Below are 20,542 nucleotides of genomic sequence, written 5' to 3'. Positions count from 1 at the left end.
CTGGCTCGCCGGTTCCGTACGCCCTGTGCGGACGGCCTGGCGAAAGTCTCCTGGTCAGTGCGCTGCCCGACCCAGGTGGCTCCCGAGTACCAGGGCTGCGCTACAACGACCGCTCCCTACGCGGTACCCGCACCCGGCGCCGTCGCAGAGGCGGTCTCGGCGGCCGTGGTAGAAGCGGCCTTGACTGCCTCGCGGTCGGGCGCGAGCGGGTCGGTCACCGTGCCGGACTCCTCGTCGAAGAGCCCCTGCGCCAGCCTGGTCACCGCAGCGGGGACCGGCGGCGCCAGGTCGGCCACAGCTCGGAGACCGGACAGGACGTCGTCGGGTCGCACGGCAGGTGTCACGTGCCGAACAACCAGGCGCAGTATCGCACAGGCGCTGTCCAGCGGCCTATCACCCTGGGGATCACCCTGGGGAGCGGCTGCCGTCAGCTCGCTGACCGCGGAGCGGGCGTCGAAGGTGCGGACGCCGTTCTTGGTCTTGCGCTGTACTTCCACCGTCTCGGCCGCGAGAAACGCCTCGACGGCCTTCGACGCGTCCTCGACCGTGACGCCTTCGAGCCGCAGCTCCCAGACGGAGGCGGTGAGCCGGTCGGCGAGCCCGGAGGTCCGGGCCTCGACCGCGTCGGTGATGTCGAGGCCGGCCGGCAGGGACTCGTCGAGCAGCGCCCGCAGCGTCTCGGGATCGCGCGTCTGGGTCAGCGCGATCTCCAGGTACTCGGCCTCGGAGCCCGTACCCGTCGGGGCGGCGTTGGCGTACGACACCTTGGGGTGCGGGGTGAAGCCGGCCGAGTACGCCATGGGCACCTCGGCGCGGCGCAGCGCACGCTCGAAGGCGCGCTGGAAGTCACGGTGGCTGGTGAACCGGAGGCGGCCGCGCTTGGTGTAGCGCAGTCGGATGCGCTGCACCGCCGGTGCGGGCGGCGGGCCTTCGGGCTGTCGCTTGCCCAGTGGTTCTTCTCCTCGGTGCGGGGCGGCGCGGGTGGCGCCGTCCACGAGATGTACGGGTCGCCCTGGGGGTCCCGCCCGGTTCACCCCCGCTTTCGCGGGGAGATCTCGGGGGCGGGCGCCGCGCCGGGGACGTTCGTTGTACTACCCAGAGTACGCGCCCGAGCCACCTTCGGTTCCCCGGGCCGGGTCATCGGGGTCCGCCGAAGAGTGCGACGCGCACCTCCCGGGCGGCGGCGCGGACGGCCCGGGCCACGGAGGCGACGGGGGCCCACACCCAGGTGCGCAGCCAGTGGCCGACGGGCGTGAGGATCACCCGGTACGTCCAGGCGAGGGGCCGCCCGATCAGATTCCACAGCACCCAGCCGAGCGCCCGGCCGACAGCTCGCGAGATCCGGCCGGCCACGTCCCAGGCCCAGGCGAGCGCGGCGCCGACCGCCCGGCCGACGGGCGCGAGCACGTACCGCCAGAGCCAGCCGAGCGGAGTGACGACGAGCAGGTCGACGACCCACCACAGCGCCTTGAGGACCGGGAAGAGGACCCAGCCCCAGAGCCACTTCAGCGGTGTGACGACGAGCAGGTCGATCACCCACCAGAGGGCCCGGCCGACCGGGACGAACACCCACTCCCACAGGAACCGCAGCGGGATCACGATCAGGTGGTGGATCAGCCAGCCGAGGGCTCGGCCGATCGGGGCGAGGACCCAGCGCCACAGCTGCTTCAGGCAGTACCCGAGTGCGTCCCAGACCAGCCGGACGGGCAGGACGATCACCAGGGCAATGACCCGCGCCACCCCGGTAAGGCAGCCGGCGGGCTCGCTTGGGGTCCGCGACCTGGTGTTCTCCGTGCTCATGCCCGGAATGACGCGACGGCCCGGCAAAGGGGTTCCCCTTCGCCGGGCCGTCATCCAAGCGTTACTGATTCACGACCGTCAGCGGCAGCAGTGTCTTGCCGGTCGGGCCGATCTGGATGTGGGTGTCCATCTGCGGGCAGACGCCGCAGTCGAAGCACGGGGTCCAGCGGCAGTCCTCGACCTCGGTCTCGTCGAGGGAGTCCTGCCAGTCCTCCCAGAGCCAGTCCTTGTCGAGGCCGGAGTCGAGGTGGTCCCAGGGGAGGACCTCCTCGTAGGTGCGCTCGCGGGTGGTGTACCAGGCGACGTCGACGCCGAAGTCCGGGAGGGTCTTGTCGGCGCAGGCCATCCAGCGGTCGTAGGAGAAGTGCTCGCGCCAGCCGTCGAAGCGGCCGCCGTCCTCGTAGACGGCGCGGATGACGGCGCCGATGCGGCGGTCGCCGCGGGAGAGGAGGCCCTCGACGATGCCGGGCTTGCCGTCGTGGTAGCGGAAGCCGATGGAGCGGCCGTACTTCTTGTCGCCGCGGATCTTGTCGCGGAGCTTGCGCAGGCGCTCGTCGGTCTCCTCGGCGGAGAGCTGCGGGGCCCACTGGAAGGGGGTGTGCGGCTTGGGGACGAAGCCGCCGATGGAGACGGTGCAGCGGATGTCGTTCTGGCCGGAGACCTTGCGGCCCTCGGCGATCACGTTCATCGCCATGTCGGCGATCTGGAGGACGTCCTCGTCGGTCTCCGTCGGCAGGCCGCACATGAAGTACAGCTTCACCTGGCGCCAGCCGTTGCCGTACGCGGTGGAGACGGTCCGGATGAGGTCCTCCTCCGAGACCATCTTGTTGATGACCTTGCGCATGCGCTCGGAGCCGCCCTCGGGGGCGAAGGTGAGGCCGGAGCGGCGGCCGTTCCTCGTGAGCTCGTTCGCCAGGTCGACGTTGAACGCGTCGACGCGGGTCGAGGGGAGGGACAGACCGACCTTGTCGTCCGTGTAGCGGTCGGCCAGGCCCTTCGCGATCTCACCGATCTCGGTGTGGTCGGCGGAGGAGAGGGAGAGGAGGCCGACCTCCTCGAAGCCGGTCGCCTTGAGACCCTTCTCGACCATCTCGCCGATGCCGGTGATGCTTCGCTCCCGCACGGGGCGCGTGATCATGCCGGCCTGGCAGAAGCGGCAGCCGCGGGTGCAGCCGCGGAAGATCTCGACGGACATGCGCTCGTGGACGGTCTCCGCGAGCGGCACGAGGGGCTGCTTGGGGTACGGCCACTCGTCGAGGTCCATGACGGTGTGCTTGGAGACGCGCCACGGCACACCGGACTTGTTCGGCACGACACGACCGATGCGGCCGTCCGGCAGGTACTCGACGTCGTAGAAGCGGGGGATGTAGACCGATCCCGTCTTCGCGAGGCGGAAGAGGACCTCCTCGCGCCCGCCGGGCCGGCCCTCCGCCTTCCACGCGCGGATGATCTCGGTCATGTCGAGGACGGCCTGCTCGCCGTCGCCGATGATCGCCGCGTCGATGAAGTCCGCGATCGGCTCGGGGTTGAAGGCGGCGTGGCCGCCGGCGAGCACGATCGGGTGGTCGACGGTCCGGTCCTTGGCCTCCAGCGGGATGCCCGCGAGGTCGAGGGCGGTGAGCATGTTCGTGTAGCCCAGCTCCGTGGAGAAGCTGAGGCCGAAGACGTCGAAGGCGCTCACCGGGCGGTGCGAGTCGACCGTGAACTGCGGGACCTTGTGCTCCCGCATCAGCTCCTCGAGGTCCGGCCACACGCTGTACGTGCGTTCGGCGAGGACGCCCTCGCGCTCGTTCAGCACCTCGTACAGGATCATGACGCCCTGGTTGGGCAGACCGACCTCGTACGCGTCCGGGTACATCAGCGCCCAGCGGACGTCGGCGGACTCCCACGGCTTGACCGTGGAGTTCAGCTCTCCACCGACGTACTGAATCGGCTTCTGCACGTGCGGGAGCAGAGCTTCGAGCTGCGGGAAGACAGACTCGGCAGCAGACATCTCGAACCTTCGTGAGCTGGCAGGGGGGCGACTCTCAAGCGTACCCCGGTGCTCAGCGGGTCAGTGCCGCCCTGAGTTCCGGGGCGGAGGCGCGGGCCCAGACCCTGGGCAGCTTCCGCTGGGCCGCTGCGGCGGCGGCTTCCTCACGGCCGTACAGAAGTCCCCAGGTGAAGGCCGGTTCGCCGACACCGTGTGCCGTGATCGCGAACTCGCGGAGGGCGGCGCGGGCGACGACGGCGTCCTGGTGTTCGCCGAGGAGTGACTGGACGGCCTTGACGCGTTTCGCGAGCCGCTTGGCGGGCTTGCCGAGGGTGGGCCGGGCCGCCTCGGTGGCGTAGCGGGCGCGTTTGGCCGCCTTGCGGGCGTCGTGGAGGGCGAGGTCGCGCTCGTGGCCGGGGGCGAGGGAGAGGGCGTGCTCGATCCGGCCGCCGAGGCGGGCGTGGTCCTTGCGGACGGCGTGGGCGAGGACGGTGCGGGCGTCGCGGCGGGCGGCCTTGCGCAGCGGCGGGGCGGCGAGGAGCGCGTCGAGGGTGTCGAGGAGGGCGAGGTGGCGGGCGGAGTCGAGGGCGGCGAGGGCCCGGCGCCGGGCGCTTCTGCCGAGGGCCGCGTTCCGGCGGCGGAGCCGGGTGTTGACGGGCCCGAGGGTGAGGTCGCGGGGCAGGTCCGCGACGCGGGCGCGCAGCCGTGCGTCGAGGACTTCCTGGTCGCGGGCGACGCCGAGCTCCCCGGCGAGCCATTTCAGCTCGTCGCCGACGGGGTCGGTGACGTCCCGGTCGAGGACCCGGCGGTAGGTCTTGAAGGCGCTGCGCAGCCGGCGGCAGGCGACCCTCAGCTGGTGGAGGGCGTCGGGCAGGTCGCGGCGTACGGCGGGGTCGAGGGCGACGATCGCGGCGGCCTGTTCCCGTACGTAGGCGAGGACGGCGGCGCCGGCGGTGCCGGGTTTCGCCGGGGTGCCGGGTTCCCCTGCGGTGGGGTCCGTCTCGGGCGCGGCGGCCGGCCCGGTCACGGCGGCGGCGGCCGGTTCCGGGCTCGTCTCGGCGAGGGCGCGGGCGAGTTTGGACGGGGAGTCGGAGGGGTGGATGCCGGCTTTCCGGAGGCGTTTCCCGACGGCGTCGAGGAGGGCCGGGTCGATGTCGTCGGCGAGTTCCACCTCGATCTCGGTCCAGGTGGCCGTCGGGCCGCCGGGCAGTCGTTCGGCGTGGACGGTGTCGACGGAGAGTTCGGCGAGGAGGGTGCCGTCGGCGGCGAGGAGGTGGCGGACGTCGCGCGCGGAGCGGAGCCGTACGACGGGGACGACCGTGCCGCCGCGGACGCGGGAACGCAGGAGCCCCGCGAGCTCACCCGGCAGGGTGTCGCTCAGCGGGGCCCTGATCTCGTCGCGGACGCCGGCGGCGACGGGGAACTTCACGTGCCAGCCGGCGTCGCCGCCGCCGGTGCGGCGGCGGAGGGTCAACGCGTCGGCCGCCAGGCGGAGGTCGGGGGTGTCGTAGTAGACGGCGTCCAGTTCCATGACGCCGCGGTCGACGGTCTCCGAGACTCCGGGGACCCGGGTGAGGTCCGGCAGCGGAGTCTCCCCGGTGGCTTCGTACTTCCGCTCGATCTCGCGTTTCGTCTCGGCCATACCTCGAATCTAGCCGCCGTCACGCCGTCATCGGGCGTTGTACGCGAATCGACTGGAGGAGGCCGATCGCCACCCACACGGCGAACATCGACGAGCCGCCGTAGGAGACGAACGGCAGCGGCAGGCCCGCGACCGGCATGATGCCGAGCGTCATGCCGATGTTCTCGAAGGACTGGAAGGCGAACCAGGCGATGATCCCGGCGGCGACGACCGTGCCGTAGAGCTCGGTGGTCTCGCGGGCGATCCGGCAGGCCCGCCAGAGGACGACGCCGAGGAGGACGAGGATGAGGCCGGCGCCGACGAAGCCGAGCTCCTCCCCCGCGACCGTGAAGACGAAGTCGGTCTGCTGTTCGGGGACGAACTGGCCGGTGGTCTGGGAGCCCTTGAAGAGTCCGGCGCCCAGGAGGCCGCCGGAGCCGATCGCGATCCGGGCCTGGTTGGTGTTGTAGCCGACGCCGGAGGGGTCGAGGTCGGGGTTGGCGAAGGCCGCGAAGCGGTTGATCTGGTACTCGTCGAGCATGCCGAGCGCGGTGACGAGGACGGCGCCGAGGACGCCCGCGCCGATCAGGCCGAGGACCCACCGGTTGGAGGCGCCGGAGGCGAGCAGGACGCCGAGCACGATGACGGCCATGACCATGACCGAGCCGAGGTCGGGCATCAGCATGACGATGCCCATGGGGAGGGCGGCCAGGGTGAGGGCCTTGGCGACGGTGCGGTGGTCGGGGTGGAGCTGGTCGCCGGCGTCGACCTTGGCGGCCAGCAGCATCGCCATCACCAGGATGATCGTGATCTTCACGAACTCGCTGGGCTGGAGGGAGAAGCCGCCGCCGACGACGATCCACGCGTGGGCGCCGTTGATGGTGGCGCCGAGCGGGGTGAGGACGGTGAGGATCAGCACGATCGAGAGGGTGTAGAGGATCGGCACCGCGCCGCGCAGGGTGCGGTGGCCGAGCCAGATCGTGCCGATCATCAGGGTGACGCCGATGCCGGTGTTGAGCAGGTGGCGCAGGAGGAAGTAGTACGGGTCGCCGTTGTTGAGCTCGGTGCGGCCGCGGGTGGCGGACCAGACGAGCAGGGCGCCGATGCCGGAGAGGGCGAGCGCGGAGAGCAGGATCGGCCAGTCGAGCCGGCGCACCACCGAGTCGCGGGCGGCCAGTTTGGCGAGGGTGCCGCGCTCGGGGGCGTACCGGGAGACGGAGAAGCCGTGGGGTGCGGTCATGGGCTCAGTCCCTCGTCCGGGCGGCGGGCGGGCCCGCGAGTGCCTGGTCGTCGTCGTCCGGCTTCTTCGCCGGGGTCGTCGCGTCCTGCTTCGGGGGCGCGTCGGGGTCGACCTTCTGGGCCTCGGGGTCGTACGGCTTGATCTTCGGGGCGTCGATGGAGCCGTCGGCCTCGATCTTCGGCAGGGTCTTCTGCGGCTGCGGCAGCAGGGCCCGCCTGAGGTCCTGGTTGCCGGCGTCGTCGAGTCCGTAGAGCGCGTCGTAGATGTTGCGCACGGCGGGGCCGGAGGCGCCGGAGCCGGTACCACCCTGGGAGATCGTCATGACGATCGCGTATTCCTTGGTGTACGTGGCGAACCACGAGGTCGTCTGCCTGCCGTAGACCTCGGCCGTACCCGTCTTGGCGTGCATCGGGATCTTGTCCTGCGGCCAGCCGCCGAATCGCCAGGCGGCGGTACCGCGGGTCGCGACTCCCGCGAGGGCCTCCTCTATCAACGCCTGGGTCTTGGTGTCCATGGGGAGCTTGCCGTGGGACTTGGGCTTGATCTCGGTGACCTTCTTGCCGTCGGGACTGACGACGGCCTTGCCGACGGAGGGGTTCCAGAGGGTGCCGCCGTTGGCGATGGCGGCGTAGATGGTGGCCATCTGGATGGGGGTGACGAGGGTGTCGCCCTGTCCGATGGAGTAGTTGACGGAGTCACCGGCGCGCATGAGGTTGCCTTCGAGGCAGTTCTCGTAGGAGAGCTGCTGCACGTAGGTGCCGCCGCGCTTGCCGATCTTGCACCAGTAGTCCTTGTTGGCCGCCCAGAAGTCCTGCTTCCACTTCCGGTCGGGGACGCGGCCGGTGACCTCGTTGGGGAGGTCGATGCCGGTCTCGGCGCCGAGGCCGAACTGATGGGCTGTCTTGTAGAACCAGTCCTTGGCGTCCTTCTTCGGCTTCATGCCGCCGTCGTTGAGCCACTGCTGGTGGGAGAGGGCGTAGTAGACGGTGTCGCAGGAGACCTCGAGGGCCTGGCCGAGGGTGATGGAGCCGTGGCCCTGGGACTCGAAGTTCTTGAAGACCTGGCCGCCGATGGCGTACGAGGAGGGGCAGGGGTAGTGCCCGTTGAACTCGTATCCGGCGTTGACGGCGGCGGTCGTCGGGATGACCTTGAAGATCGAGCCGGGGGCGGCCTGGCCCTGGATGGCCCGGTTGAGGAGCGGGAAGTTGGAGTCCTTGCCGGTGAGGGCCGCGTAGTCCTTGGCGGAGATGCCGCCGACCCAGGCGTTGGGGTCGTAGTCGGGCTGCGAGGCCATGGCGACGATCCGGCCGGTCTTCGTCTCCATGACGACGACGGCGCCGGCGTCGGCCTTGTAGTTCTCGCTGGTGTTCTTGTCGTACGTCTTGCGGGCTTCCTGCATCGCGTTGTACAGCTCCCATTCGGCGACCGCCTGTACGCGGGCGTCGATGGAGGTGACGACGTTGGAGCCGGGCACCGGGGGGTCGCTCTTGGCCTGGCCGATGACGCGGCCGAGGTTGTCGACCTCGTAGCGGGTCACGCCGGCCTTGCCGCGCAGTTCCTTGTCGTAGGTGCGCTCCAGGCCGGAGCGGCCGACCTGGTCGGAGCGGAGGAACGGCGAGTCGGTGTCCTTGGCCTTCTCGATCTCGGTGTCGGTGACGGGCGAGAGGTAGCCGAGGACCTGGGAGGTGCGGGACTTGCCGGGGGCCGGGTAGCGGCGGACGGCGGTGGGTTCGGCGGTGATGCCGGGGAAGTCCTCGGCGCGTTCCCGGATCTGGAGGGCCTGCTGGGTGGTGGCCTCGTCGGTGACCGGGATCGGCTGGTAGGGCGAACCGTTCCAGCAGGGCTTGGGCGTCTCGGAGTCGCAGAGCCGGATCTTGTTGATGACGTCGTCGGGCTTCATGTCGAGGACGTCGGCGAGCCGGGTGAGGACCGCCTTGCCCCGGTCCTTCATCTTCATCAGCTCGGTGCGGGACGCGGAGACCACGAGCCGGGTCTCGTTGTCGGCGAGCGGGACGCCGCGGGCGTCGAGGAGCGAGCCGCGGACGGCGGGCTGGACGACCTGCTGGACGTGGTTGTTCTTCGCCTCGTCGGTGTACTCCTTGCCGTTGCGGATCTGGAGGTACCAGAGGCGGCCCCCCAGGGTCAGCAGCAGCGAGAAGACGAGGATCTGGATGACGACGAGCCGGATCTGGACCCGCGGGGTCCGCCCGGTCTCGGGGATGTTGCTCATACCGCCGGTGCCCCCTCGGTCACAGTCGCTTGACTCCCTTGATGCGTCCGGCCCGTGAGGCGCGGCTTCGGGCGGCCTTCACGCGCAGGCCGCCGCGCTGGTTGCCGATCCGCAGGCCGGTGCCGGACGACAGCCAGCCGGACGCGACGTCGGCGCCGTTGCCCCCGCCGGCGTCGGCGAGCGGATCGTTCTCGGCGCGTCTGGCCAGGGCCATGATGAGCGGCACGGTGAACGGCGCCAGGAGCAGGTCGTAGACGGCCGCGGTGAACAGCAGGAAGCCGAGGCCGACATGGCGGGCGGCGGTGTCGCCGACGAGGGCGCCGACGCCCGCGTAGAGCAGGGTGGAGCCGACGGCCGCGGCGACGACGACGGCCATGGGCCCGGTCGCGGAGGTCAGCCGGCCGTTGTCGGGGCGGGCGAGGCCGACCAGGTAGCCGATGACGCAGAGCACGAGGGCGTAGCGGCCGGCGGCGTGGTCGGCGGGCGGGGCCAGGTCGGAGAGCAGTCCCGCGGTGAAGCCGATGAGCGAGCCGCTGACGGGGCCGTAGACGAGGGCGAGGCCGACGACGGTGAGGAGGACGAGGTCGGGGACCGCGCCGGGAAGCTGGAGGCGGGCGAGGACGGAGACCTGGACGACCAGGGCGACCACGATCAGGGTGGCGGAGAGGAGGATGCGGTTGAACTTCACGGTGTCGCGTCCCCCTGGTCCTGCGGTGCCTGCTGGTTCTGGTCGGGCTTCCGGCCCTGCTGGGCGCCGTCGGCGGCCTGCTGTCCGTCCGGTGGCGGTGGGGTGACCGTGACGGTGACGGTCGGCGCAGGCTTGGGCTTCTGCGGCAGCACCATGTCGCGGGGGTCGGAGCGGGGGGCCTGGACGACGACGCCGACGATGTCGAGCTTGGTGAAGCCGACGTACGGGCGGACGTAGATGTTGCGGGTCAGGCCGCCGCCCGCGGGGTCGACGCGGACGACCTCGCCCACCGGCACACCGGGCACGAAGGGCTTGTCGGCGCGCGAGCCGAAGGTGACGAGCCGGTCGCCGGGCTTGACCTTGGCCTTGCCGTTGAGGAGCTGGACGAGGAGCGGGCTGTCGCCCTGGCCGGTGGCGAAGCCGAGTTCGTCGGACTTCTCCATGCGGGTGCCGACGGTGAAGTCGGGGTCGTTGGCCAGGAGGACCGTGGAGGTGGAGGGGCCGACGGTGGTCACGCGGCCGACGAGACCCGAGCCGTTGAGCACGGTCATGTCCCGCTGGATGCCGTCCCGGGCGCCGACGTCGATGGTGACGGTCCAGGAGAAGCCCTGGGCCGCTCCTATGGCGATGACCTGCGCGCCCTTGATGCCGTACTGTCCGGCGCCGGCGGTCTTGAGCATGGTGTCGAGTTCGCGCAGCCGGTTGCGGTTGCGGTCGTCGCTGCCGAGCTCGGCCTTGAGTTCGGCGTTCTCCTTCTCCAGGGCGGCGATCCGGTTGTGCCGCTCCCCGGAGTCCCGGACCGCGCCTATGGCGTTGCCGATCGGATCGACGGCCGCCGCCACGCCGTTCTCGACGGGCCCGAAGACCGCCGCTGCGGCCTGCCGGGCACCGTCGACGGGTGACTCCTGACCGCCGCGGATGTCCACCGTGATCAGTGCGAACGCGATGGCGATCAGCAGCACCAGGAGCAGCCGGCTCTCTCGTGTGTCCCTCACGTGCGGCGGCCGTGCCTTTCCTCGTGGTTCGGTTGTTCGGTTGTGCGGTGTTCGGCTGTGCGGTGTTCGGCCGTGCGGGTGAAGCTCTTGCGCTAGCGGCGCGGCTGGGCGTCCAGGACCTGCTGGAGGGCCTCGAACTCCTCCACGCACTTCCCGGCGCCGAGCGCCACCGAGTCCAGCGGGTCCTCGGCGATGTGGATCGGCATGCCGGTCTCGCGGCGGAGCCGCTCGTCGAGGCCGCGCAGCAGGGCGCCGCCACCCGTGAGAACGATGCCGCGGTCCATGACGTCACCGGAGAGCTCCGGCGGGCACTTGTCGAGGGTGGTCTTCACCGCGTCGACGATGGCGTTGACCGGCTCCTCGATGGCCTTGCGGACCTCGGCGGCGGAGATGACGACGGTCTTGGGCAGACCGGAGACGAGGTCGCGGCCGCGGATCTCGGTGTGCTCGTCCTTGTCGAGGTCGTACGCCGAACCGATGGTGATCTTGATCTGCTCGGCGGTCCGCTCACCGAGGAGGAGCGAGTACTCCTTCTTGATGTGCTGGATGATCGCGTTGTCCAGCTCGTCGCCGGCGACCCGGATCGACTGTGCCGTGACGATTCCTCCGAGGGAGATGACGGCGACCTCGGTGGTGCCGCCGCCGATGTCGACGACCATGTTGCCGGTGGCCTCGTGGACGGGGAGGCCCGAGCCGATGGCGGCGGCCATGGGCTCCTCGATGATGTGCACCTGGCGGGCGCCGGCCTGGGTCGACGCCTCGATGACCGCGCGGCGCTCCACTCCGGTGATGCCGGAGGGCACGCAGACGACGACGCGGGGGCGGGCCAGGTAGCGACGCTTGTGGATCTTGAGGATGAAGTAGCGGAGCATCCGCTCGGTGATCTCGAAGTCGGCGATGACCCCGTCCTTGAGGGGGCGGACGGCGACGATGTTGCCGGGCGTGCGCCCGATCATCTTCTTCGCCTCGGAGCCCACCGCGAGGATGCCGCCGGTGTTGGTGTTGATCGCGACGACGGACGGCTCGTTCAGAACGATGCCCCGACCCCTGACGTACACCAGCGTGTTGGCGGTCCCGAGGTCGACAGCCATGTCACGGCCGATGAACGACATTGAGTTCCCCTTGATTTCCCATGGCTGAGAGTGGTGCGGCGATGGAGTTTTCCATCGTAGTGCCGCCCGCGCGGATGCCGCGCGTTGGTCCACCTCTGTACCTGGTGACGGCAGGACGCGGCGATCCGTTCCCGGGATTGCCGTTCATATGCCTGGGGGCGACCGAATTCCTTCGGTCGCCCCACAGGGTTGTGCTGTTCGGCTGACGCCTGGTCAGTCCCGGATCACCGGATCAGACGAGACCCGGGAAGAAGATCTTCAGCTCGCGGAGCGCCGACTCCTCCGAGTCCGAGGCGTGGATCAGGTTCTCGCGGACGATCGTGCCGAAGTCGCCGCGGATGGAACCGGGCGCGGCGGCGATCGGGTCGGTCGGGCCGGCGAGCTGACGGACGCCCTCGATGACCCGCTCACCCTCGACGACGAGCGCGACGACGGGGCCGGAGGACATGAAGCCCATCAGCGGCTCGTAGAAGGGCTTGCCCTTGTGCTCGCCGTAGTGCTGCTCCAGCGTCTCCTGGTCCAGCTCGCGCAGTTCCAGGGCCGCCAGGGTCCAGCCGGCCTTGCGCTCGATACGGCCGATGATCTCGCCGATCAGGCCACGGCGGACGGCGTCGGGCTTGAGCAGGACGAGCGTGCGCTGGCTCACGGGGGAACTCCTTCGGAAAAGCGGTGTGCGGGACCTCCGAGGCTACAGGTCCCGCACGTGCTCCGATTACGCAGCGTCAGGCCCTGCCGAGCCCTGGGCGGCCTCCGCCGCGGCCAAGCGGGCCTTCACGTCGTCGATCCGTCGCCCGTAGTGCACAGAGGCCCACCACAGGCCCGCGAAGACCGCGCCGAGGAAGAACATGGTCGGGACGACGAAGCCGCTGAGGACCAGGCCGATCTGCAGGGCCCAGCCGAGCTGCACCCCGCCGGGCCGGGTGATCATCCCGCACAGCAGCACCGAGAAGACCATCGCGACACCGCAGACCCACCACACGGTGGACATCGCGAGGCTGTCGTCCTTCATCGCGACCAGACCGGCGAAGCCGATGACGAAGAACTCGCCGATGAGCGTAGAGGAACAGAGCGTACGCATCGGACTCAGCCCCTCCGCAGCAGCAGCCGGGCGTCGCCGACCGTGAAGATCGAACCGGTGACGAGGACGCCCGCGCCGCCGTACTCGGCGTCTTCCTCCGCCAGGGTGATGGCGGCCTCGATGGCGTCGGGCAGCCGCGGCTCGACGACGACCCGGTCCTCGCCGAAGACCTCGACGGCGACCGCGGCGAGCGCGTCCACGTCGGTGGCCCGCGGGGTGGAGTTCGCCGTGATCACGACCTCCGCGAAGATCGGCTCGAAGGCTTCCAGGAGTCCCCTGGCGTCCTTGTCCCCGCTCGTGGAGACCACGCCGATGAGCCGCGAGAAGCCGAACGCCTCGCTGATGCCCTCCGCCGTCGCCCGCGCGCCGTGCGGGTTGTGCGCGGCGTCCAGGATCACCGTCGGCGAGGAGCGGACGATCTCCAGGCGGCCGGGCGAGGCCACCTGGGCGAAGGCCCGGCGGACCGTGTCCACGTCCAGCGTCCGGGCGTGCTCGGCGCCGATCCCGAAGAACGCCTCGACCGCCGCGAGCGCCACCGCCGCGTTGTGCGCCTGGTAGGCGCCGTGCAGCGGCAGGAAGATGTTCTCGTACTCGCCGCCCAGGCCGCGCAGGGTCATGAGCTGGCCGCCGACCGCGACCTCGCGGGAGACGATGCCGAACTCCATGCCCTCGCGGGCCACGGTGGCGTCCGCCTCGACGGCCTTCTTCAGCAGGACCTGCGCCGCGTCGACCGGCTGCTGGGCCAGGACCACGGTCGCGTCCTGCTTGATGATCCCGGACTTCTCGCCGGCGATCTCGGCGGTCGTGCCGCCGAGCCGGTCGGTGTGGTCCAGGTCGATCGGGGTGACGACGGCGACGGTCCCGTCCAGGACGTTCGTCGCGTCCCAGGTGCCGCCCATGCCGACCTCGACGACGGCCACGTCGACCGGGGCGTCCGCGAAGGCCGCGTACGCCATGCCGGTGAGGACCTCGAAGAAGGAGAGGCGGTACTCCTCGCGGGCGTCGACCAGCTCCACGTACGGCTTGACGTCCTGGTAGGTCTCGATGAACCGCTCGGCGGAGATCGGGGCGCCGTCCAGGCTGATCCGCTCGGTGATGGTCTGCACGTGCGGCGAGGTGTACCGCCCGGTGCGCAGCTCGAAGGCGCCGAGCAGGGCCTCGATCATGCGGGCCGTCGACGTCTTGCCGTTGGTGCCGGTGATGTGGATCGAGGGGTACGCGCGCTGCGGCTCGCCGAGGACGTCCATCAGGGCCGCGATCCGCTTGACCGAGGGCTCCAGCTTGGTCTCGCCCCAGCGGGTGGACAGCTCGGTCTCGACCTCGCGGAGCGCCTTGTCCAGCTCCGGGTCCTCGGGGCGGCCGGGCACGGGGTCGCCCTGGGCCGGGCCGCCCTGCGTGCGCAGGGTACGGCTGCCGGCCTCGATCACCGCCAGGTCGGGGTCGCGGTCTGTCTCGGTGTCGACGATGTCGTCGAACTGGTCATTCGGGTCGCTCGGCTCGCTCACGGGGCCAGTCTACGGAGCGGTACCGACAGGACCATGGACCCACCCCTTTCGGGACTTTCGGTCCACCGTCCGCCGGGGCCGCCCGGCAGACTTGGCGATCATGGACATAGGGATCGACCTCGGCACGGCCAACACGCTCCTCTACGCACGCGGCCAGGGCATCGTGCTCAACGAGCCGTCCGTGGTGGCGGTGCAGGAAGGCTCCCGGCACGCCCTCGCGGTCGGTGCGGAGGCGAAGGAGACCATCGGCCGCACGCCGGGCTCGATCACCGCGATCCGCCCGCTGCGCGACGGTGTGATCAGCGACTACGAGGCCGCCGAGGAGATGATCCGGCACTTCGTGCGCAAGGCCGTGCCGGGCCGCCGGCGGCCCCGTACCCGGATGGTGGTCTGCGTGCCCAGCGGGGTGACCCAGGTCGAACGGCGGGCGATCGTGCACGCCTCCCTGTCGGCGGGCGCCCGCGCGGTGCACCTGATCGAGGAGCCGATGGCGGCGGCGATCGGCGCCGGGCTGCCCGTCTCCGACCCGCGCGGCTCGATGGTGGTCGACATCGGCGGCGGGACGACCGAGGTGGCGGTGATCTCGCTCGGCGGGATCGTCACGGCCCAGTCGCTGCGGGTGGGCGGCGACCGCCTCGATGCGGCGATCACCGACTTCGTCCGCAAGGAGCACTCGCTGCTCATCGGCGAACGGACCGCCGAGGACGTCAAGGTCGCGATCGGCACGGCGTGGCCGGTGCCCGGCGGCGAGGAACTGGAGCGGCGCACGTTCACCGTGCGCGGCCGGGAGAAGGTCAGCGGACTCCCCCGGACGGTGGAGCTGACGGTGCCCGAGGTGCGGACGGCGCTCGACGAACCGGTCGAGGCCGTCATCGCGGCCGTCCGGGTGACCCTGGAGGAATGCCCGCCCGAGCTGTCCGGCGACGTGATGGAGCACGGCATCGTCCTCACCGGCGGCGGGGCGCTGCTGCCGGGCCTGGACCTGCGGATGGCCTCCGCGACGGGCATCCCGGTCTTCGTCGCGGACCGGCCGCTGGACTGCGTGGCGCTGGGCTCGGGGCGGTGCGTGGAGGACTTCGACGGTCTCCAGCGGGTGCTGGGGAAGGCGGAGACGGTCCGCTGACCCACCCCCGCGCGCGTGGCCTGCCGCGCGCGCGGCCATCGTTCGGGCGGCCTCTCGCGCGGGCGGCCTGTCTCGCGGCCTATCGCGCGAGGCCGGCCGGGAGCAGCGCCGTCACGACGTACGCGCCGCGCTCCCGGCGGGCGCCGAACGTGCCGCCCATGCTGGTGACCCGCTCCTCCATGGAGAGCAGACCGGTGCCGGTCGAGACGGGGGCCGGGTCGGGCGGGGTCGTGGGCAGCGGGTTGCGCACCTCGATCCGCAGGTCGGGCCCCTCGACCGTGATGGTGACGGTCACGGGCAGGCCGGGCGCGTGCTTGGCGGCGTTCGTCAGGCACTCCCGGACGACCCGGTGGACGGCCGCCTGGCGGAGCGGCGACAGCGCCTTGGCCTCCTCGGCGACCGTGAGCGTGACGGCGCTGCCCATCCGTCCGCTCTCCCCGGCGAGCGCGGCGAGTCCTTCGAGGCCGGGGGTGGCGGCGTCCCGGTCGGCGCGGCGCACGATCGTCTCGTTGAGCATGAGGTGGGCGCGCCGGGCGGTGTCCGCGAGCTCCTCGAAGTCCTTCTGGTACCCCTCGCCCCGGGACCGTACGGCGAGGACCTCGGCGCGGACGGCGAGGACGGTCAGCTCGCGGCCGACGAGGTCGTGGACGTCCCGGCCGACGGAGATCCGCTCCTCCTGGACGGCCTGCCGGGCGGCGGCGGCGCGGCGCTGGGCCTCCAGGGCGCGGACGAGGTCCTGCCGGTAGGCGGCGATGCCGACGCCCGCCGCGAGGACGCCGATGGGGACGACCAGGCTGAGGAAGTCGCTCAGGGTGTCGCCGTGCCGGGCGGGCCAGCCGGGCGTGAGGAAGAGGCCGTACGCCACGGCGACGTAGAGCAGGGTCGCGGCGATCGCGGCGCGGCGCCCGCGGAACCGGCCGATCGAGTACAACGCGAACTGGATCATGGTCAGTTCGTGCAGCCACCCCATGAGGCCGAGCGCCACGACGTACGGGACCCACGGCAGCCGCCGTCTGAGCACCAGCGTGGCCGCGCCGGCCGCGAGGACCAGGGTCGCGGTGACGCCGGTGAGGGAGTTGTCGGCGCGGGCCAGCCCCGGGACGTCCAGGACCATGAGGCCGAAGGCGCTGAGCGCGGCGACGACGTCGAGGGCGCGGGGCGAGACGGCCCACCGGTCCACGCAACGGCGCAGCGCTGGGACGGTGGGGAGGCGGGGCATGCCCTCCATCATCCAGGGTCTTTCGTCCCGGTGCCGTGGACCTGAAGTCCCGTCCGCTGTGAGTTCGGACACTTCGCCCCTATCGGGGCGGTTCCGGCATACGGGAAGGCGTGGGGAGGCATGTGGGGAGGCGCGCGGGAAGGCAGCGGGAAAGGCGTACGGGAAGGGGCCCGGAACCGTGGATCGGTTCCGGGCCCCTTCCGCCGTACGGATCAGGACTGCGGCAGGCTCGCCAGCTGGGTCTGGATCCGGGCGATGTCCTCGTCCGCCTTGGCCAGGCGGGTGCGGATCTTGTCGACCACGTTGTCCGGGGCCTTCGCCAGGAACGCCTCGTTGCCGAGCTTCCCGTTCGCCTGGGCCTTCTCCTTCTCGGCCGCGGCGAGGTCCTTCGCGAGGCGCTTGCGCTCCGCGGCGACGTCGATCGTGCCCGACAGGTCGAGCGCGACGGTGGCTCCGGCGACCGGCAGGGACGCGGTGGCGGAGAACTCCTCGCCCTCCGGCTGGAGGCGCAGGATCTGACGGATCGCCGACTCGTGCGCGGCGAGCGGGGTGCCGTCGAGCGTGAGGCGGGCGGGCACCTTCTGGGCGTCCTGGAGGCCCTGCTCCTTGCGGAAGCGGCGGACCTCGGTGATGACCCGCTGGACCAGCGCGATCTCCTGCTCGGCGGCCGCGTCGCGGAAGCCGCTGTCCTTCGGCCAGTCGGCGATGACCACGGACTCGCCGCCGGTCAGCGTGGTCCACAGCGTCTCGGTGACGAACGGGACCACCGGGTGCAGCAGGCGCAGCATGACGTCGAGGACCTCGCCGAGGACGCGGCCGGAGACCCGGGCGCCCTCGCCGCCGGCGAAGAACGTCGTCTTCGACAGCTCGACGTACCAGTCGAAGACCTCGTCCCACGCGAAGTGGTAGAGGGCGTCCGACAGCTTCGAGAACTGGTAGTCGTCGTAGAGGGCGTCGACGTCGGCGACCGTCTCGTTGAGCCGGGACAGGATCCAGCGGTCGGTCGCGGACATCTCGGAGGCGTCCGGCAGCGGACCCTCGACCGTGGCGCCGTTCATCAGGGCGAAACGGGTGGCGTTCCAGATCTTGTTGGCGAACTTGCTGGACGCCTGGACCCAGTCCTCGCCGATCGGGACGTCGACACCCGGGTTCGCGCCGCGGGCCAGGGTGAAGCGGACGGCGTCGGAGCCGTAGGTGTCCATCCAGTCCAGCGGGTTGACCACGTTGCCGAAGGACTTCGACATCTTCTTGCCGTTCTGGTCACGGACCATGCCGTGCAGGGCGATGGTGTGGAACGGCGGGGTGCCGTCCATCGCGTACAGACCGAACATCATCATCCGGGCGACCCAGAAGAAGAGGATGTCGTAGCCGGTGACCAGGACGGAGTTCGGGTAGAACTTCGCCAGGCTCTCGGTCCGCTCGGGCCAGCCGAGCGTGGAGAACGGCCACAGGCCCGAGGAAAACCAGGTGTCCAGGACGTCCGTGTCCTGGTGCCAGCCCTCGCCGGTCGGCGGCTGCTCGTCCGGGCCGACGCAGACGATCTCGCCGTTCGGGCCGTACCAGACGGGGATGCGGTGGCCCCACCAGAGCTGGCGCGAGATGCACCAGTCGTGCAGGTTGTCGACCCAGTCGAAGTACCGCTTCTCCATCTCCTGCGGGTGGATCTTGACCTTGCCGTCGCGGACGGCGTCACCGGCGGCCTGCGCGAGCGGGCCGACCTTGACCCACCACTGCAGCGACAGGCGCGGCTCGATGGTGGTCTTGCAGCGCGAGCAGTGGCCGACGGAGTGGGTGTACGGACGCTTCTCGGCGACGATGCGGCCGTCGGCGCGCAGCGCGGCGACGATGGCCGAACGGGCCTCCAGGCGGTCCAGGCCCTGGAAGGGGCCGTGGGCCGTGATGATGGCGCGCTCGTCCATGACGGCGAGGTTCGGCAGGTTGTGGCGCTGGCCGATCTCGAAGTCGTTCGGGTCGTGCGCCGGGGTCACCTTGACGGCGCCGGTGCCGAACTCCGGGTCGACGTGGGTGTCGGCGACGACCGGGATCGTACGGTCGGTCAGCGGCAGCTTGATCTGCTTGCCGACCAGGTGCTTGTACCGCTCGTCGTCGGGGTGGACGGCGACGGCCGTGTCACCGAGCATCGTCTCGGCGCGGGTGGTCGCGACGACCAGGGAGTCGTCACCCTCGCCGTACCGGATGGAGACGAGCTCGCCGTCGTCGTCCTGGTACTCGACCTCGATGTCGGAGATGGCCGTCAGGCAGCGCGGACACCAGTTGATGATGCGCTCGGCGCGGTAGATCAGCTCGTCGTCGTAGAGCTTCTTGAAGATGGTCTGGACGGCCTGGGACAGCCCCTCGTCCATGGTGAAGCGCTCACGGGACCAGTCGACGCCGTCGCCCAGGCGCTTCATCTGACCGGAGATCTGGCCGCCGGACTCGGCCTTCCACTGCCAGACGCGCTCGACGAACGCCTCGCGGCCCAGGTCGTGGCGGGACTTGCCCTCCTTGGCGAGCTCGCGCTCGACGACGTTCTGGGTGGCGATGCCGGCGTGGTCCATGCCCGGCTGCCACAGCGTCTCGAAGCCCTGCATGCGCTTGCGGCGGGTGAGGGCGTCGATCAGCGTGTGCTCGAAGGCGTGGCCCAGGTGGAGCGAACCGGTGACGTTCGGCGGCGGGATGACGATCGTGTACGGCGGCTTCTCGCTCTTCGCGTCCGCCTCGAAGTACCCGCGCTCTACCCAGCGCTCGTACAGCGGCCCCTCTACCTCGGCCGGCGCGTACTGGGTCGGCAGTTCGGTGGTGGGCGCTGTCTGCTGCTGAGTGTTCTCGGTCACGGGCCCAGTTTAGGGGTGTCCTCGCCTTGTCCTGAAACGCTTTGGTTCGGTAACGGTGTGGCCCCCGCCGCACTTCCGCCCCCGCGGTTCCGCCAGGATGTTCGGTAGGCATAAACATCCTGTGAGGGGAACCTGTCGATGAGCTACAACCAGCCGGGCCCGTACGGCGGCCAGCCGCCCCAGCAGCCCGGGCCGTACGGCCAGCCGGGCCCCTACGGCCAGCAGCCGCAGCAGCCCGGCCCGTACGGGCAGCCGCAGGCTCCCCAGCCGGGTTACGGCTACCCCCAGCAGGCCCCACAGGGCGTCCCGCCGCAGCAGCCTCCGTACGGCTACCCGCAGCAGCCCCAGCAGCCCGGCCCCTACGGCCAGCAGCCGCAGTACGGCGCCCCCCAGGGCCCCGGCGGCTACGTCCCCCACCCGCCCGCCCCCAAGAAGTCCAAGGCCGGCTGGATCATCGCCGCGGTCGCGGTCGTCGCGGCGATCGGCGTGGGCGCGTACTTCGTGATCGGCGGCGGCGGTGGCGCCTCGGTCGCGGACGACGGCCCGCACAAGCTGATCACGCCGGCGACGGTGCTGACCGAGTACAAGAAGGCCCCCGACAACGGGAAGGCGAGCGGCGAGGACTCCCTCAAGGAGGCCGAGCAGAACGGCGTCAAGAACGCCCAGCAGGTCCGCGCCTCCTACCAGGTGGAGAACAAGGCCAACCCCCTGGCGAGCAAGATGCTCTCCTTCAACGGTCTCTACGGCGAGATCGACGACCCCGAGAAGGTCGTCGACGCCATCTTCGCCACCGCCAAGGTCGAGGCCGAGAAGGACGCCGGCAAGGGCGAGTCGCCGCAGATGGAAGGCAGCCCCCAGGAGTACAAGCCGGCCGACCTCGACGGCGCGGTCCTCAAGTGCCAGCAGGCCAAGACCAAGGCCGACCCGGCCACGAGCACGCCCGCGTTCGCCATCACGATGTGCGTGTGGGCCGACCACAGCACCGTGGGCTTCGTGGTCCCGGTCGACATGGCCTCCATGATGACGGGCAAGGCAGGCTCCGCCGAGGACGCCGCCGCCATCACGGCCAAGCTCCGCAAGGAAGTCCGCGTCAAGCTCTGACCCGCGACCGGTGAACGGAGAAGG

At 71.0% G+C, this 20,542-nt stretch carries 16 protein-coding genes; 2 read left to right on the top strand and 14 right to left on the bottom strand.

Annotation, left to right across the window (positions count from 1 at the left end; genetic code table 11):
• Window positions 1-116: 116 nt before the first annotated feature.
• The 12 genes from ACFVZH_RS04720 to ACFVZH_RS04665 form a co-directional block, all read right to left on the bottom strand.
• Window positions 117-908, bottom strand: coding sequence for a TIGR03936 family radical SAM-associated protein (locus tag ACFVZH_RS04720; protein WP_384893643.1), 792 nt, complete (start codon window positions 906-908; stop codon window positions 117-119).
• A gap of 229 nt (window positions 909-1,137) precedes the next feature.
• Complete coding sequence (locus ACFVZH_RS04715) at window positions 1,138-1,740, bottom strand: hypothetical protein (RefSeq protein ID WP_384893154.1); 603 nt, start codon at window positions 1,738-1,740, stop codon at window positions 1,138-1,140.
• Window positions 1,741-1,861: 121 nt separating this feature from the next.
• Window positions 1,862-3,793, bottom strand: coding sequence for a TIGR03960 family B12-binding radical SAM protein (locus ACFVZH_RS04710; protein WP_384893151.1), 1,932 nt, complete (start codon window positions 3,791-3,793; stop codon window positions 1,862-1,864).
• A 52-nt stretch (window positions 3,794-3,845) separates the two neighbouring features.
• Complete coding sequence (locus tag ACFVZH_RS04705; protein WP_384893148.1) at window positions 3,846-5,414, bottom strand: CHAD domain-containing protein; 1,569 nt, start codon at window positions 5,412-5,414, stop codon at window positions 3,846-3,848.
• 19 nt (window positions 5,415-5,433) lie between these two features.
• Entirely contained in the window at window positions 5,434-6,633 is a 1,200-nt protein-coding gene (rodA, locus tag ACFVZH_RS04700) for a rod shape-determining protein RodA (protein WP_384893145.1), read from the bottom strand.
• Between the two features lie 4 nt (window positions 6,634-6,637).
• Window positions 6,638-8,863, bottom strand: a complete 2,226-nt coding sequence (gene mrdA / locus ACFVZH_RS04695) for a penicillin-binding protein 2 (RefSeq protein ID WP_384893142.1) — start codon at window positions 8,861-8,863, stop codon at window positions 6,638-6,640.
• 19 nt (window positions 8,864-8,882) lie between these two features.
• On the bottom strand, window positions 8,883-9,551 hold the full coding sequence (mreD, locus tag ACFVZH_RS04690) for a rod shape-determining protein MreD (RefSeq protein ID WP_376486026.1): 669 nt from the start codon (window positions 9,549-9,551) through the stop codon (window positions 8,883-8,885).
• Window positions 9,548-10,546 carry a rod shape-determining protein MreC gene (gene mreC, locus ACFVZH_RS04685; protein ID WP_384893139.1) on the bottom strand — a complete coding sequence of 333 codons (999 nt, stop codon included), beginning with the start codon at window positions 10,544-10,546 and terminating at the stop codon, window positions 9,548-9,550. Before mreC ends, mreD begins: the two co-directional genes overlap by 4 nt.
• Before the next feature lie 92 nt (window positions 10,547-10,638).
• The gene (locus ACFVZH_RS04680) at window positions 10,639-11,658 is read right to left on the bottom strand and encodes a rod shape-determining protein (protein ID WP_317873392.1); all 1,020 of its coding nucleotides are present in this window, start codon (window positions 11,656-11,658) and stop codon (window positions 10,639-10,641) included.
• 232 nt (window positions 11,659-11,890) lie between these two features.
• Window positions 11,891-12,304, bottom strand: coding sequence for a nucleoside-diphosphate kinase (ndk, locus tag ACFVZH_RS04675; protein WP_015033594.1), 414 nt, complete (start codon window positions 12,302-12,304; stop codon window positions 11,891-11,893).
• Between the two features lie 66 nt (window positions 12,305-12,370).
• Window positions 12,371-12,736 (bottom strand): DUF4233 domain-containing protein, encoded by a 366-nt coding sequence (locus ACFVZH_RS04670; RefSeq protein ID WP_384893135.1) that lies wholly within the window; start codon window positions 12,734-12,736, stop codon window positions 12,371-12,373.
• Between the two features lie 5 nt (window positions 12,737-12,741).
• Window positions 12,742-14,241, bottom strand: coding sequence for a bifunctional folylpolyglutamate synthase/dihydrofolate synthase (locus ACFVZH_RS04665; protein WP_384893132.1), 1,500 nt, complete (start codon window positions 14,239-14,241; stop codon window positions 12,742-12,744).
• A 100-nt stretch (window positions 14,242-14,341) separates the two neighbouring features.
• Between ACFVZH_RS04665 and ACFVZH_RS04660 the strand changes: the two genes are divergently transcribed.
• Window positions 14,342-15,364: a rod shape-determining protein gene (locus ACFVZH_RS04660; protein ID WP_384893129.1), complete on the top strand. Its 1,023-nt coding sequence runs from the start codon at window positions 14,342-14,344 to the stop codon at window positions 15,362-15,364.
• A gap of 79 nt (window positions 15,365-15,443) precedes the next feature.
• Here the strand turns inward: ACFVZH_RS04660 and ACFVZH_RS04655 are convergent, their stop codons facing one another.
• A complete protein-coding gene (locus tag ACFVZH_RS04655; RefSeq protein ID WP_384893126.1) occupies window positions 15,444-16,583 on the bottom strand; it encodes a sensor histidine kinase in 1,140 nt (379 codons plus the stop codon).
• A gap of 212 nt (window positions 16,584-16,795) precedes the next feature.
• Entirely contained in the window at window positions 16,796-19,417 is a 2,622-nt protein-coding gene (locus ACFVZH_RS04650) for a valine--tRNA ligase (RefSeq protein WP_384893123.1), read from the bottom strand.
• 138 nt (window positions 19,418-19,555) lie between these two features.
• On the opposite strand from ACFVZH_RS04650, the gene ACFVZH_RS04645 reads away from it, so the two are divergent.
• On the top strand, window positions 19,556-20,518 hold the full coding sequence (locus tag ACFVZH_RS04645; protein WP_384893120.1) for a hypothetical protein: 963 nt from the start codon (window positions 19,556-19,558) through the stop codon (window positions 20,516-20,518).
• Window positions 20,519-20,542 lie beyond the last annotated feature (24 nt).

Source organism: Streptomyces sp. NPDC059534 (assembly GCF_042743475.1).
GTDB lineage: Bacteria > Actinomycetota > Actinomycetes > Streptomycetales > Streptomycetaceae > Streptomyces.
Note: the sequence above shows the minus strand (reverse complement) of the source record. Positions and strands in the feature narration are given on the sequence as shown.